Source organism: Micromonospora sp. NPDC005324 (genome assembly GCF_040607155.1).
GTDB classification, from domain to species: Bacteria; Actinomycetota; Actinomycetes; order Mycobacteriales; family Micromonosporaceae; genus Micromonospora; species Micromonospora trifolii.
This window is the reverse complement of sequence record NZ_JBEXGE010000014.1, coordinates 81,290-95,871: the sequence shown is the minus strand read 5'-3', so window position 1 is coordinate 95,871 and position 14,582 is coordinate 81,290. Positions and strand designations below refer to the sequence as shown.

11 protein-coding genes and 1 pseudogene are annotated in these 14,582 nt (G+C 73.1%); 9 read left to right on the top strand and 3 right to left on the bottom strand.

The features are described 5' to 3' along the window. Nucleotides 1-55: 55 nt before the first annotated feature. From ABZS40_RS16890 to ABZS40_RS16880, 3 genes are all read right to left on the bottom strand, one after another. Nucleotides 56-1,516 (bottom strand): hypothetical protein, encoded by a 1,461-nt coding sequence (locus ABZS40_RS16890; RefSeq protein ID WP_354944167.1) that lies wholly within the window; start codon nt 1,514-1,516, stop codon nt 56-58. Then, nucleotides 1,513-3,363: a dynamin family protein gene (locus ABZS40_RS16885; RefSeq protein WP_354944166.1), complete on the bottom strand. Its 1,851-nt coding sequence runs from the start codon at nt 3,361-3,363 to the stop codon at nt 1,513-1,515. The genes ABZS40_RS16890 and ABZS40_RS16885 overlap by 4 nt, the downstream gene beginning before the upstream one ends. 115 nt (nt 3,364-3,478) lie before the next feature. After that, nucleotides 3,479-4,366: an IniB N-terminal domain-containing protein gene (locus ABZS40_RS16880; protein ID WP_354944165.1), complete on the bottom strand. Its 888-nt coding sequence runs from the start codon at nt 4,364-4,366 to the stop codon at nt 3,479-3,481. Nucleotides 4,367-4,666: 300 nt separating this feature from the next. Here ABZS40_RS16880 and ABZS40_RS16875 point away from each other — a divergent pair, with 300 nt between their 5' ends. From ABZS40_RS16875 to ABZS40_RS16835, 9 genes and pseudogenes are all read left to right on the top strand, one after another. Continuing rightward, nucleotides 4,667-5,620: an Hsp70 family protein gene (locus ABZS40_RS16875; protein ID WP_354944164.1), complete on the top strand. Its 954-nt coding sequence runs from the start codon at nt 4,667-4,669 to the stop codon at nt 5,618-5,620. Beyond that, complete coding sequence (locus tag ABZS40_RS16870) at nt 5,617-5,925, top strand: hypothetical protein (protein WP_354944163.1); 309 nt, start codon at nt 5,617-5,619, stop codon at nt 5,923-5,925. Before ABZS40_RS16875 ends, ABZS40_RS16870 begins: the two co-directional genes overlap by 4 nt. A gap of 5 nt (nt 5,926-5,930) precedes the next feature. After that, nucleotides 5,931-8,492 carry a LuxR C-terminal-related transcriptional regulator gene (locus ABZS40_RS16865; RefSeq protein ID WP_354944162.1) on the top strand — a complete coding sequence of 854 codons (2,562 nt, stop codon included), beginning with the start codon at nt 5,931-5,933 and terminating at the stop codon, nt 8,490-8,492. Beyond that, nucleotides 8,489-10,441 (top strand): nitrate- and nitrite sensing domain-containing protein, encoded by a 1,953-nt coding sequence (locus ABZS40_RS16860; RefSeq protein WP_354944161.1) that lies wholly within the window; start codon nt 8,489-8,491, stop codon nt 10,439-10,441. Before ABZS40_RS16865 ends, ABZS40_RS16860 begins: the two co-directional genes overlap by 4 nt. After that, nucleotides 10,438-10,887, top strand: a complete 450-nt coding sequence (locus ABZS40_RS16855) for a roadblock/LC7 domain-containing protein (RefSeq protein WP_354944160.1) — start codon at nt 10,438-10,440, stop codon at nt 10,885-10,887. Before ABZS40_RS16860 ends, ABZS40_RS16855 begins: the two co-directional genes overlap by 4 nt. Further along, complete coding sequence (locus ABZS40_RS16850; RefSeq protein WP_354944230.1) at nt 10,862-11,245, top strand: DUF742 domain-containing protein; 384 nt, start codon at nt 10,862-10,864, stop codon at nt 11,243-11,245. Before ABZS40_RS16855 ends, ABZS40_RS16850 begins: the two co-directional genes overlap by 26 nt. Before the next feature lie 74 nt (nt 11,246-11,319). After that, complete coding sequence (locus ABZS40_RS16845; RefSeq protein ID WP_354944159.1) at nt 11,320-12,057, top strand: hypothetical protein; 738 nt, start codon at nt 11,320-11,322, stop codon at nt 12,055-12,057. A gap of 101 nt (nt 12,058-12,158) precedes the next feature. Further along, on the top strand, nt 12,159-14,075 hold the full coding sequence (locus tag ABZS40_RS16840) for a glycerophosphodiester phosphodiesterase family protein (protein ID WP_354944158.1): 1,917 nt from the start codon (nt 12,159-12,161) through the stop codon (nt 14,073-14,075). Between the two features lie 287 nt (nt 14,076-14,362). Further along, a pseudogene (locus ABZS40_RS16835) lies at nt 14,363-14,539 on the top strand (YccF domain-containing protein); the annotation flags it as partial. Between the last annotated feature and the right edge of the window lie 43 nt (nt 14,540-14,582).

Sequence of the window (14,582 nt, the reverse complement as noted above, 5' to 3'; positions counted from 1 at the left end):
TGCCTCCCACCTCGAAAGACTGCCAACCACCGCCGCGAAACGGGCGATCGGACGCTCAGCGCCCGCCCGCGGCCAGCTCGGCGATCATCCCCTCGCAACTGCGGACGACGACCTGGGCACCGCGGCGCTGCGCCAGCGGGAGCAGCGGGTCCTCCGCCCGGTCCCGCCACCGCCACTGCGCGTCGGAGGCGACCTCCCAGAGCTGCCGCACGTCGGTCTCGTGCTCGACACCGAGCCGTGCCGCCAGGCCCACCCCGTCGCCGCCAACCAGCCGCTGCGCCTCGGCGGCCAGCTCCGCGTCGAACCCCAGCCGGGTGTTCCGCAACGCCACCAGCAGGCGCAACTCCCGGAACTCGTGCGCACCGGCGAGGATCTGCTCCACCGCGCCGACCAGCTCGGCGGAGCCCCGGGTCGGCTCGGCCCGCAGCAGCGCCTCCACCGCGGCCAACGCGGAGCGCGCCTTCAGCGCGTCCCGGCGATCGATGAAACACCGCGTCACCGACTCGCGCAGCTCGGTGAGACCGCTACGCCGAATCAACTCGGCGGAGAGCTTCACCCGGCTGTCGAACCCGCTGCGCACCAGCGTGGCCGCCAGCCGGACACCGAAGACCCCGAACCGGCCCAGCAGCGCGGCGCGCACCTCGGTGTCCAGCCGTACCGGCAGCTCGCCACGCAGGAAGCGGTCGGCGGAGATGAGGTGGACGTCCAGCTCCGCCCGGGGCACCTGGGCCACTGTCGCGAGCGCGGCGAAATCCGACTCACCGAGCATCCGGCCGGCCAGGCCGATCATGCCGCTGCACGCCACGACGTTGACGCTGAGCGCGTTCACCCTCGGGTCGCGGTAGTGCCGGCGGGCGAGCTGGCGGGCCGTGAGCAGACCGTCGATCCGACCGCCACCGGTCTCGTCGGCGCGGGACAGCACCATGATCACGTTGACCGCAGCGGACTGCCCGACGGCACTGTCCCTTGCGGACTCCAGCACCCGCAGATCGCTGTCGCGACCGTCGCGGGTCAGGTACAACACCGCGTCCGAGTCGCGCAGCACCCGCTCCAACACCGGCACCCGGCCCTGCTCGGCGCCGCCGGTGACCGCCGGAGTGTCGATCAGCGTGATCTGCCGCAGCGCCCGCGTCGGCCACCGCACCACGATGTCGCGCACCTCCCCCGCACCCCAGCCCAGATCCACCCGCAGCCCGGTCGCCGACTTCACCACTGCCAACTCCTGTGGCGGCTGCCCGACCGGGTAGGCGGTGGCGCGCGGCGCTGCCCCGTCCTCGTACCAGGTGAAGGCCCTGTCCGCCCGTTCGACCGGCGCGACCTCCTCGCCCATCAACGCGTTGAGCACCGTCGACTTGCCCGACCGCCACGGGCCGACGATGGCGATTCGCAGCGGCTGCTCCAACCGGGCCACCTGTTGCCGAAGCTCATTGACGGCCCGGGGATTGTCCTGGTACAGCTCGATGGCCTGGTGCAGCAACCCCCACGCCGCCTCGTCCAGGCGCACCCCCACCGTCATGCCTGCGGCTCCAGCAGCAGCGGAGCGGGGCGGGCGCCGGTCAACTGCCGGGCCTGCTCGTACACCGCCGCCAGCCGGGTCATCTTCAACCGGATCTCGCGCTGCCGCTGCTCGCGCAGCGAGGCATCGGTGTCGGCCTCCTGCTTCGCGCTGCGGAACGACTGCACGATGGCCTCCTGGAGCTCCTCGGTCAGCCCCGTGAAGTGGTCCCGCAGCATCCGCTGCACCTGCCGGGCGGCGTCGCGGCAGTCTCGGATGATCCGGACGAAGAAGTCGTCGACGTGCCGCTGTATGGCCGTCTTGACCGTCGCCTGGCGGCGACGGAGCAACTGCTTGCTCTCGTCGCGGATGCTCTTGCCGCCGAAGAGCGCCCCGATGCCGACCGAGACCGGGTTGATCATCGGCATGCCGGCCAGGGTGGTCGCCAGACCGAACATCAGCATGCCGCCGTACGAGCCCTTCATCCCGGTGAACAACTTCTGGCCGGTGGTGAACCGGTCGATCGTCGGCCGTTGCAGCTCGGGCAGTCGCTCGCCGATGTCGTCCGGCATCGTCATCGACCAGGGCGGCAGCACGTCGTAGCCGTACCGGTCGAAGGTGGCGGCCACCCGCCGGGCGATCCAGTCACAGCGCTGGGTCAGCCACTCGTGGTTCGCCTCCGCCGCCTCCACCAGGCTCCGCTCCAGCCAGTCCTGGAACGTGTCCCAGGCGACCAACGGATCGGCGGTGTCGAACGCCTCGTCCACCGCGCGCAGGATCTGTCGGGTCCGGTCGCGCAGGTCGTACTCGAGGTCGGCGAGCAGGTCGGTGATCTCGTCGGTCAGCGTGTTCTGCCACCTGGTGGAACACCGGCGCAACTCGTCGACCTCGCGCTGCGCCGCGTGCAGCCGGGACATCGGCCCGGACTGCTCCTCTTCCTCCTGGGTCGCCAAATCGGCGCGCAGCGGCGCGGCCAACTGCTCCACCACCGTCCGGGCCACCGTCTGCACCGCCGCCCGGGCCAGGTGGTCGGCCTTGCCGGCCAGGTCGCGGTGCAGGCGGGCGATCAGCGCGGGGAAACCCGACTCGGCGTTGAGCCCGCGGTCGTCGGCCGCGGCGGCGCGCAGTCGCAGCGCCGCCGAGACCGGGATCAGCGTCGCCGGAATCCCCGCCTCGGCCAGGTGCTGCCGGTTGCGCTCGGCGACAGTACGCCAGTCCGCCACCAGATCGGTCTTGCTCTGCACCACCACCACATTCGGGTGCGAACGCATGATGTGCAGCAGCATGTTCAGCTCGGCGACCGACAACTCCCGAGTGGAGTCGGAGACCAGCAGCACGGTGTCCGCGCGGGCGGGCGCGGCGACCGAAGCGGCGGCGCCGATGCCGGCGACCTCGTCGGTGCCGGGAGTGTCCACCAGCACCAGCCCGGCACCGAGCAGGGCACGGGGCAGTCCGATCTCGATGTACGCCGGCCCGCCGCCCGGCCGGCACCCGACCAGGCCGGCCACGCCCGCCGCGACCTGGTTGAGCGCCACCGGGGTCCGCTCGACGGTCACCGCGGCGGCGGTGGGGTGCCCCGGGGCTGGTGGCGGCGCCTGCGCCACCGCCGCGGTGGGGGCCTCGGCGTGCTGCACCACGGTCGGCAGGACTGTCGTCCGACCGTCGCCGACCGGGCAGGCCGGAGCGTTGATGATCGCGTTGATCAGCTGACTCTTGCCCTGGTTCGGCTCGCCGATGACCAGGACACGCAGCGTCGGGTCCAGCAGTTGCGCGCGCTTCTGCCGCACCGTCTGGAGTAGGTCACCGCGACCGTGTGCAGTGCACGTGCGGGCGATCTCGTCCAGCACGTCCAACCAGATCCCGGCCATCACCGCACCAAGTGTGCGGATTTCAGCTCAATTATCAAGAGGGACCGGATGTGGAACCGGGAAGGGCCGGATCGCCCGAGACGATCCGGCCCTCCGCTCCGACCGGAAATCCGGGTCAGAGCAGACCGCCGGTGATACCCAGCAGCCCGTGATCGGACGAGGCGTGCGAGTCGCCGCCGAGCACACCATCGGTGACCCCACCGGTCACGTCACCGACCGTGTCGGTGACACCGGGGAGGAGGCTGTCCACCTGGTGCGTCACGCCGCCCACCGTCGACGGCACGTCGAGCGGCGGGACCAGGCCGCCGACGGCACCGTCGCCGTGCCCGAGGCCCAGCCCGCCAAGGGTGTCGTCGACACCGAGGGAGCTGACGACCCCGCCGAGCTGACCGTGGGTGCCGGAGAGGACACCACCGGTCAGGTCGCCGCCGATCAGGTTCGAGTCAGCGACGCCGAGCAGACCGCTCGGATCGCCGACGGTGCCGGTGACGTCGCCGAGCACCGGGTCCGCGATCGCGTCCACCGGCTGCACCACGTCGGCGTCGAGGGTGTGCGCCACGTCGGAGACACCGGCCAGGTCGGTGTCGAGGCCGTACGGACCGACGCCCAGACCGATGCCCGGCAGCACTGTGACGCCGGCGGCGGCGGTCGACGGGTCGACAGCGATGGCGCCGAGCACGCCGGCCTTGACGTCCACGCCACCGGGCGAGCTGGTGACGCTGATCTGCTGCGCCACGCTCTGCAACTGACCCACCACGTCGGTGGTGTCGGTGAGCAGCGGGTCCAGCCCGAGCTGCCCGACCGGCGAGGCCAACGGCGCGAGGCCCGCACCCGGCGCGTAGTCGACGACCAGCGGTACGACGTCCTGCACGTCCGCAGCGGTGATGTCGGTGAGCCCGGCGCCCCGCAACGCGCCCTCGGGGTCGAGGTCGAAGGCCGACCGCGCGTCCGGGTTCGTCAGTAGGTCGAGCACGAAGTCGTGGAGCGTCTGCTGCGAGTCCATGTGCCGGTTCTCCTCGGAAGTGGCATTGGCGGGGTGTCGTACGTCGACGGTGACGACGCTATTGCCGGGGCCCGCCCCGGGCATCGGGGCTGAGCCCGCATCCGGGCCGGTTGAACTAGGGGCTCCCCCACCTCGTACGTTAGGGGGACAGGGGGAAACCGTCCCGGCGAGATTAGGGTCCCGACCAGGGACTGATCTCTGGTACGAACGTAGGAGCCCGCGGGGTTCGCCGGGGGTGGGTCGTCGGGCAGCCGACGCCATCGCCACCGACCGGCCGACTCACGGGGAGAGACAGAGACGATGCCGTACGTCCTGGGGATAGACATCGGAAGCAGCAACACCGCCGCCGCCGTCGCGCGGCGGCGCGGTGCGACCTGGACCCGTCCCGAGGCCGTCCCGCTGAGCGCCGGCTCACCCCTCATGCCCTCGGTGCTCTGCCTGGCCGAGGACGGTTCGCTGCGCGTCGGCGAGCCAGTGACCGACGACGGCAGCCGCACCACACGGGACTTCGTCCACCGGATCGGCGACGACGTGCCGGTGCTGCTCGGCGGCGAGCCGTGCGCGCCGCAGACGCTGACCGCCGAACTGGCGGCCTGGGTGGTGGAGCGGGTCCACACCCTGGAGGGCGAGGCGGCCGAGGCGATAGTGCTCAGCCACCCGGCGGGGTGGCGCCCCTACCGGCGGGAGGTGCTGCACCGGGCACTGTCGAACCTCGGCCTACGGCACGTGACGTTGCTGCCCCGCACGGTCACCGTCGCCGAGAGCCACGCCGCACGCGGGTTCGCGGGCAGCACGGCCGTGGTCTACGCCCTGGGGGGCAACAGTTTCGAGGCGGCCCTGGTGCGCCGCACCCCGCGCGGCACGTACGAGACGTTCGGCACCCCGCAGGGTCTCGACTCGATCGGTGGCGCCGACTTCGACGAGGCGCTGGCCGAGCATGCTCGTACCGTGCTGGCCCGGGAGTTGGCCGCGACCGGACGCCGTGGGGCCCAGGCCGCGCTGCGCGGGCTGCGCGCCGAGTGTGACCGGGTCAAGCGGGTGCTGACAGTCGACCTCACGGCCGACGTGGTGCTGACCCTGCCGAGCGGTCCGACGCGGGTGCCGGTGACCCGGGCACAGTTCGAGGCCATGATCCGCCCGACGGTGCAGGCCACCGTCGACCTCCTGCTCCGGGCCGTACGCAGTGCCGACGTGACTCCGGCGCAGCTCGACGGCGTCCTGCTGGCCGCGGCTCCACCCGGGTCCCGCTCGTGACCGAGCTGATCGGCGCGGCCCTCCCGGTGGCCGTCGAGGTGGAGCCGGACGCACAGTTGACCGCCGCCACCGGGGCGGCGATGGCTGCCTGTCAGGTGGTGTCACCACGCCCTCGCCAGCCGCCGCCGGCCCGCGTTCCGGCCCCGGCCAGCGGCGCCGGGCGGGCCACCCTCCCGGCAACACGCCGCCCCCATCACACCGTTCCGGGCGATCCGCCACCGCGGCCCCCGGTCCGGGTCCTCCCACTGGAACTGCCGAAGCCGTCCCGCCTGGCGCTGGCCCGCGGCCGAGGACGCGAAGGATGACCGCAATGATCATGAATGACCTCGCCGCACCAGGGTTGACAGTGGACAAGGGGTTGCAGGCGCTCCTGGACACTGTGGCGCAGGATCCGACCGGCCCTCTCGCCGTCGGCATCGCCGGTCCGGCCGGTCACGGAAAGACCGCGCTCCTCGCCGAGCTGGAGCGCATCCACCAGCGGGCCGGGATCGCCGTCCGCACGGCCGCGCCGGAGCCGGATGAGCCGGTCGACCCCGACACTGCGGTGCTGGTCGACGACGCGCACCTGCTCGACGACGCGAGGACGGAGGCGCTGCTGCGTCTGGTCGCCGGCCGGCGACACCGGTTGGTGGTCGCCCACCGCCCGTGGCCCCGGTCGGCGGCGTTCAGTGAGCTGGTCGACGCCCTACGACGCGACGGGCAGGCCGTGCTCCTCACGCCGTTCACCCGGGAGCAGACCGCCGCCCATCTCGCCGCCACACCCGAGCTGGGCCGCCCCGCCGACCTGGTCGATTTCGTCCACACGCAGACCGCCGGCGTACCCCGGGACGTGGAACGGCTGGCCCGCGGCCTGGCCGGCACGGAGACCCGGACCGGGGTGGTGGACCCGCCCCGGTCCGTCATCCTCGAATTCGGGCCCGACCTGGACGTTCAGCCCGCCGCGGTACGACGACTGCTGCTCGCCGTCGCGGTCGGCGGGGCGCTGCCGGTGAACATGCTCGGCGCGCTGCTGGGCCGGGACCCGGCCGGGGTGGACGAACTGATCGCCACGACGAGGGCCGCCGGGCTGCTCGGCGCGGACGGGCGGCTCGCGCCGATCGTCCGGCGTGCCGTCGCGACGCTCAGTCCCACCACCGAGCGGACGGCGGTCTGGCGGCGGCTCACCGAGTTGCAGCTCGCCCGGGGTGGCGCGGTGCTGCCGCTGGTCCGCTCCCTGCTCGCGGTCGGCGCGCTCGGCGACTGCCCGGCCGCGACCCTGGCCGCGGCGGCGGACGAGGCGCTGGCCGACGAGCCGGCGTTCGCCGCCGAGCTGTTCGCGGCGGCCACGGCGGCCGGGCGGCCACCCAACGCGCAGCAGGCGCTCGCCGCCGCCCTCGCCGGTCACCTCGACGACGCGCTTCGGCTGGCAGACCGACTCCTGGCCACTGCCGCTCCCCCGGAGCGCTCCGATGCGGCAGTGGTCGCTGCCACCGCCCTGGCCCACCGTGGTCACGTCGGTCGCAGCGTCGAGCTGTTCCGGTGGTCGGGCACCGCCTCGGCGGCGGCGTTCGCCATCGTCGGCGGGCTCGCCGCCGGTGACCTGGCCGCCAGCACCGAGTCACCGGCGGGTGACCCGGCGGGCGAGCCGCCGACCCTGCACGCCAGCGCCGCCCGACTGATGGCCAACGGTGTACGGGAGAGCGTGACCGGCCCGCCGACCGCCGCGCTCTCCGCGCTCGTGCAGGCCGCCGCGCTGCTGGAGCCGGACGGCCGCGCGGCGTTGCTGCCGGACAGCCCGGCGGCCCTCGCCGCGTTGACGGCGGTGCACTGCGGTGAGCTGGAGATCGCCGAGCGGGTGCTGCACCGCGCCCTGGGCGCCGGTGTCGGCGGCCCGCTGATGGCCCGCCGCCACCGGCTGTTGCAGGCCTGGATCCTGATGGTCCGTGGTGAGATCCACGCCGCCGGCGAGCGGCTCGCCACTGTGACGCTCGACGGGCGGGCACTGGAGTCACGCGACCAGCTCTTCGCCGCCGCGATCCGGATGGGCATCGGCCGGCGCAACAGTGACCTCGGGGCACTCAAGCGGGGTTGGGAGCAGGCGCTGGAGGCCGTGGTGCGGCACCCCGTCGACCTGTTCACACTGCTGCCGCTGGGTGAGCTGGCCATCGCGGGCGCGCGGCTGGGTGACCTGGCCCGGCTGGAGCCCTACCTGCACCAGGGGCGTGCGCTGCTCAACCGCCTCGGCGACCCGCCACTGTGGAGTGTGCCGTTGCACTGGAGCGGGCTTCACGCCGCCATCCTGACCGGTGAGCCGACGGTCGCCGACGAACACGTCACGGCGTTGGTCGCCGCCGCTGGCCACAGCCGGTACGCGGCAGTGGTCGCCGCCGCAGCGGAAAGCTGGGTGGAGGTGCTCCGGGGGGCCGTCGACCCGACCCGGGTGGAGGCCGCCGCCCGGGGGCTGCACGACACCGGGTTGTGCTGGGACGGCGCCCGCCTCGCCGGGCAGGCCGCCATCCGCACGACGGACCGGCGGGCGATGACCACCCTGCTGGAGTGCGCGCGAGCGTTGCAGGGGCGGCCCTCCGGTGGGCAGGGCGGGCAGACACCGACGACCGGTGCGAGCACGGCGCGGGCCGCCGGCCCCACGCAGCACGGGCTCAGCGACCGCGAGTACGAGGTCGCCGAGCTGGTGCTTGCCGGATTGACCTACCGGGAGATCGGCGACCGGCTCTTCATCTCGGCCAAGACCGTCGAACACCACGTGGCGCGGATGCGTAACCGGCTGAACTGCGCCAACCGCACCGAGCTGCTGGCGCTGCTGCGCACCCTCGTCGCCGACCGGGCCAGCGACACCGCCGGGCAACCGTGGCCGCAGCGGGCGAGCCGATGACCCGCAACGACGTTCGGCTGATCCGGGCCAGGCTGGCCGTGCTGGCCGCCGTGCTGATCACGCTCTGGTCGTACGCGGCCTACGTCTCCAGCCAGGACACCATCGACCTGCTGCGCGTCCGGGCGCTGGCGGACACGCTGGGCCAGCCCATCGACCGCCTGATTCTGAGCCTGCAGACGGAGCGTCGGATCGCCGCCGAGACGATCGCCGGGGCGGGGCAGAAGACGCCCTCGCTGGTCGGGGCCCGCGAGGGCACCGACCGGGCCGCCGCCGAGATCCGCGAGTTCACGAAGGGCCGCGACCTTCGGCTGCTCAGCGCCGGCACCGTCCGCGACCGGGCCGGTGAGCTGGTCCGACGGCTCTACGGCCTGGGCACGAGGCGATCCCAGGTGGACACCGGGCGGCTCGACCAGGGCGCGGCAATCGGCGGGTACGACGAGGTCATCGACGTCGCCTTCCGGGTGTACGGCCCGGAGTGGGGCGCGTACGAGAGCGGGTTGGCCGCCGACACCCGAGCGGTGATCGCGCTGGCCCGCGCCCGGGAGTTGCTCGCCCGGGAGGACACAGTGGTCAGCGCGGCCCTGACCGGCGCAGGGCTCGGCGCCGACGAGCGGCGCCGGCTGGGCGAACTGGTCAGCACCCAGCGGTACGGGCGCACCGAGGCCGCGGCCGGGCTTCCGCCCGACGGCCAGGGCGAGCAGCAGCGCCTCGCGGCCGGCCCCGAGTTCGCGGCCCTGCTCGCTCTGGAGGACCGGCTTCTGCTGCAGGCCGGCACCGCCAACGCCCTGGCCGGTCTCACCATCCAGGGCTGGCGGGCCGCGGCGGATGCCGCCCTCGGCGCGCTGCAGACACTGGTGACGAACACCGCCCGCAGCAGCGTCGAGCGGGCCACCCCCGGTGCCGCCGTGCTCATCGCGCGTACCGGGGCTGTGGTGGGGCTCGGCCTCATCGTCGTGCTCGTGCTGCTGCTGAGCTGGGCGGGCACCGTCCGACGCCTCACCGACGAGCTGACCAGACCCGGTGCCGATCTCCCGGCACCGGCGCCGGAGACGCCGACCCCAGCGCAGGAACCGGCGACGCCGGGGGGTGACGCCGAGCGGGAGCTGTTCCTGGGGTTGACCCGACGCAACCAGGTCCTGCTGCGTGACCAACTCAGCCTGCTGGACGGGATGCAGCGTCGGGATCGGTCCACCGAGGAAACCGGCGAGCTGTTCCAACTCGACCACCTCACCACCCGGGTCCGACGCAACGTGGAGAAACTGGTCACCCTGGCCGGCGCGACGCCCGCCCGCCGCTGGCGACGCCCGGTGCCACTGCTCGACGTGGCGCGCGGCGCTGTCGCCGAGGTGCCGGACTACCACCGGGTCCTGATCGCGCCGCACTGGCCGTGGTCGCTCGCGGGGCCGGCCGTCACGGACGTCATCCACCTGCTGGCGGAGCTGATCGAGAACGCCCTGGCCTTCTCCGAGGCGGAGACCACCGTCCGGGTCAGCGGCGAGCAGCGACAGCAGGGGTGTGCCGTCCTCGTCGTCGACGACGGGCCCGGGCTGGACGCCGCAGCGTTGGCCGAGGCGAACCACCTGCTCGGCAACCCGCCACCGGACGGCCCGCCCGCAGGCCGCGCCGGCTGGTACGCCGCCGCCGTCCTGGCCGGCCGCTGCGGCGCCCACGTCTCGCTGCGCCCCAGCCGGCGCGGTGGAACGGCGGCCATCGTGCTCCTCCCCTCCCGGCTGATCGCGGTCACCGACACCGGCCGCACACCAGCCAGCGCACCACCCGCCACCCCGTACCCACCGGCCCGCACCGGCGCCGACCTGCCCGACCCGAACGGCGACGGCGCGCTGCCGACGCGGGTCCGCCACCCCGGGTCGACCGGCCCGGAACACGGCAGGACCAGCCTCGACACTGTTGAGTTGCCAGTCGCGAGAACAGCTAGGAGACATCAATGACGTCTGCAGTGGTCACCGAGGACGGTCTGACCGACGCCCTGAACGATCTGGTCGACCGGGTGCACGGCGCGGAGTTCGCCGTGGTGCTCTCACCGGACGGGCTGCCGCTCGGCGGCTCGCGGCGGGTGGGGGACAAGCTGGCCGAGCAGATCTCCGGCGTGGTCGCCGGACTGATCGCGTTGGGGCTGGCCGCCACCCGGACCTGCGACGCGGGTCGGCTGCGCCAGGTCGTGGTGCAGATGTCGCGAGCGTTCCTGTTCATCGCCACCATCCCGAACGGGACCATCCTCACCGTGCGGATCGCCGGTGACGACGTCGAGGTCGGTGACATGGCGTACGAGGTGGCGCTCTTCGTCGGGCAGGCCGAGCAGCACCTGCCGATCACGTTGGGCCCGGCCTCCTCGGTGACGATCGGGGACACTGGTGCACACCAGCGGCACCCCTGACGAGGCGTGGTACGACGACGACGCGGGCCCGGTCGCCCGGCCCTACACGATGACCGGGGGGCGCACCGCGCCCGCACGCGGCCAGTTCGACCTGATCTCGCTGGTCGTCGCCCGGCGGGGGGTCACGCCCCCCACACCGCTCTTCCCTGAACAGGCGCGGATCGTCGAGCTGTGTCACCATCCAGTGTCGGTGGCCGAGGTGGGTGCCGAGTTGGATCTTCCGCTGGGGACCGTCCGGGTGCTGCTCGGTGACCTGCTCGCGACCGGGCTGATCGAGACGCACGAACCGCCGATGCTGTCGGAGCTGCCGACCGAGGATCTGCTCGAGGCGATACTCGTCGGGCTTCGCGGGCTGTGACCGGGCAGGTGCCACCCGCGACCCGGACGGATCGCGGGCGCGCACCCGGCGACGAACTGAAGGAGAGACTGGCAGTGCCGGCAACACCACCCCAGCCACGCCGTACCGTGGCGATCATCCTGCTGGATCGGGTCGTGGCCCTCGTCACTGCCGCACGGCGGGTGCTCACCGGTCGGGAGGACGTCTCGCGGGCCACCTGGGTGGCCGTCGTGGCGGCGCTCGGGGTGCTGATCGCGACGGCCGTGTCCGTCGTCGGGGTGCTGCGTACGCCGGAGAAGCTGACGCCGGTGACCCTCGACCCGCCGCCGTCGGTCGAGCAGGTGGGCGCGTCGCCGTCGGCTACTCCCCGGGCGCAGGCGCGACCGGCGGCCACCAGCCCGGCGGTGCCCGCTCCCCCGCCCGCCTCGGCCTCCTCGGTCCCACCGGCCGTCGCGTCGTCGACCCGGCCCACGCCGACCGGCGCGAGTGCCGAACCTACCCCGGCGGCCCTGGGCGCGGCCTTCGCCATCACGGACAACGCCCTGCTCAGTTACGGCGCGACCGTGACGATCAGCAATCCCGGTCCGGTCCCGGCACCGGGGTGGACGCTGGTCGTCACCCTGCCCCGGGAGTCGCTGGGGATCAGCGGGGTCGAGGGGGCACAGGCCAGCCGGGACGGTGCGGTGTGGACGTTCGTGCCGGACCCGAACACTCCTCAGGTGCCCGGCAGCGCCTCGGTCCGGGTGACGTTCCGGGTCAATGGATCGTTGACCGGCTCCGCCCCCAAGGCGTGCACCATCGACGGGGTCGCCTGCTCCGGCCTGTCGAGCTGACCAATCCGGGACGGCCCGATGGAGCGGGGTACACCGGGCGTTCCGGCGGCAGCCATGCTTGATTGATCATCAGTTCGGGCGCGCTTCGTACCGTCGCGACCATGACTGTCCTACCCGCATCACCGTCGCCTCGCCGCGCCGGGTCGCGCCTCGGCGACCTGGGTGCCCGGGCCGCCGCCTCCGTCGTCGCCCTCGCCGTCACCGGCGCTGCCGTCGCTGTCGCCGTCGCGACCTCGTCGCCCGCCACCGCCGAGCCGGGAAGCGTCGTCGTCTCGGAGAGCTTCTCGACCGGGTCGCTGCCCGCTGGTTGGCACGCGGTCGACGGCGCCTGGAAGGTCGAGAACGGCCGACTGTACGGGACCTCCGCCAGCTCCAGCGAGAACAACAAGATCACTTTCGGTCGGCACCTGAACGATTTCCGCCTCGAGGCGACCATGCGCTTCGAGTCGGTCTCGGCCGCCACCCGCTGGGCCTCGCTCGGCATCGACGTCCCCGCCAGTGGCGCGACCCCCTGGTGGATCGCCACCATGCGCAGCGGCACCACCGCCGCCAACGGGCTCGAATTCGCCCAGCGGACCACTGCCAACGCCTGGGTCGTGACGAACACCGCCTCCGCCCCGTCCGCCGCCGGCACCGGCCGGGACGTGCGCGTCGCGGTCGAGGTGCACGGCAACCAGGCCCGCTGGATCTTCGATGGGCGGGAGGCGATGCGGACCAGCAGCCTCCAGCGTTCCGCCGACGGCGTGCAGGGGCTCTTCGTCAACGGCGCGACCGTGTCGTACGACGACGTCACCGTCACCGAGCTGGCGCCGAACGGCTACCTCCGCCCGGAGGGCAGCCCGTTCACCGTGATCGCCCACCGGGGCGCGTCCGCCGCCGCACCGGAGAACACCCTCGTCGCCCAGGAGATCGCCCGTAAGGGCGGCGCGGACTGGATCGAGAACGACGTCCAGCCGAGCAGGGACGGCATCCCGTTCATCCTGCACGACGGCACCGTCGACCGGACCACCGACGGCACCGGCAACATCCGGGACCTGACCGCCGCGCAGATCAAGGCGCTCGACGCCGGCTCCTGGTTCGGCCCGCAGTACGTCGGCGAGCGCGTGCCCACCCTCGCCGAGCAGCTCGCCGACCTGCGCACCCGGGGCGGCAACCTGCTCGTGGAGATCAAGGGCAGGCACACCCGCGACGAGGTCGCCACGATCATTCAGGTGATCCGGGACGAGCAGATGATGGGCCGGGTCTTCATCCAGAGCTTCGAGGTCGACGCCCTGAAGTACACCTACGAGATCGCCCCCGAGCTGCCGCTCGGCCTGCTCCGCAGCACACTGGACGCCGACCCGGTGGCGATCGCGAAGGAGCTGCACCTGACCGCGTACAACCCGGACGGCAACGCGCTGTTGGCCAAGCCGGAGGTCGTCGCGCCGCTGCACGCCGCCGGAGTCGCCGTGATGGCCTGGACGATGGACTCCGCCGGCCTGTGGCAGCGGCTGGAGCGGATCGGCGCCGACGCGATCATCACCAACCGCGCGGCGGAGCTGGTCGGCTGGAACTCGGCGTTCGTCCAGCGGGCCTCCGCCGACCCGACCGTGCAGATCACCTCACCGACCAACGGGGCTCGGCTGGACCGGGCGCAGTCCCCGGTGATCGCTGTCGCCGCGACCAACGCGGACACCGTCACCGTCACGCTGGACGGCAAGAAGTCGGCCGCCGGGCGCAAGCTCGACCTGGCCAAGCTGACCGCCGGCCGGCACACCATCTCCACCGAGGCCACCGGGCCGGAGGGCACCGCCACCGTGACCAGCACCTTCACCGTGACGGTGAGCCAGGCCGGCCTCGGCTACCTGATCCTCACAGCGGGCGCGGACCCGGCCGCCGTCACCGCGATGACCACCAAGCTGGCCCACGCCCAGTACGCCGAGCTGGCCACCTACGCCGACCGGCAGGCCGGCAAGCTGGTGCCGGCGGAGGTCGCCAGCGTCATCGCCGCCGACGCCCGCACCCTCGCCCTGAGGTAGCGGCTCGCAGGGTGGCGCTGGTTCGAAGGGGCCAGCGCCACCCCGAGTCCTCAGTGGGAAGGGACGGGTGACTCGGCCCGCTCACCGTGCAGTCGTACCAGCGGCAGCGCCGGGGCCAACGCCAGCGCCATGCACAGGCCGCCGATGGGAAGCAGATCGAGGGTGACCGCCGGCGGCTGCCGACCTCCGGGAGCATCCCTCGGGTCGCCCTGGCTTTCGTCTCAGGTCTTCCACCGAGCAACCCCCGAGAACCCGGCCGAGTGGCGAGCATGTTTCATGCTGGAGTAATGATTCGTTTCGTACTGAATGTGCTGTGGCTCGTCTTCGGCGGCGGCCTCGTGCTGGCGGTCGGGTACGGCATCGCCGCGCTGATCTGCTTCGTCCTGGTCATCACCATCCCGTTCGGCGTCGCCAACTTCAAGCTCGTTCCGGCCGCGTTCTGGCCCCTCGGCCGCGAGGTCGTCGAGGCACCGTGACCCGCTCCGGGTAGGTCCACAGCGGACCCGG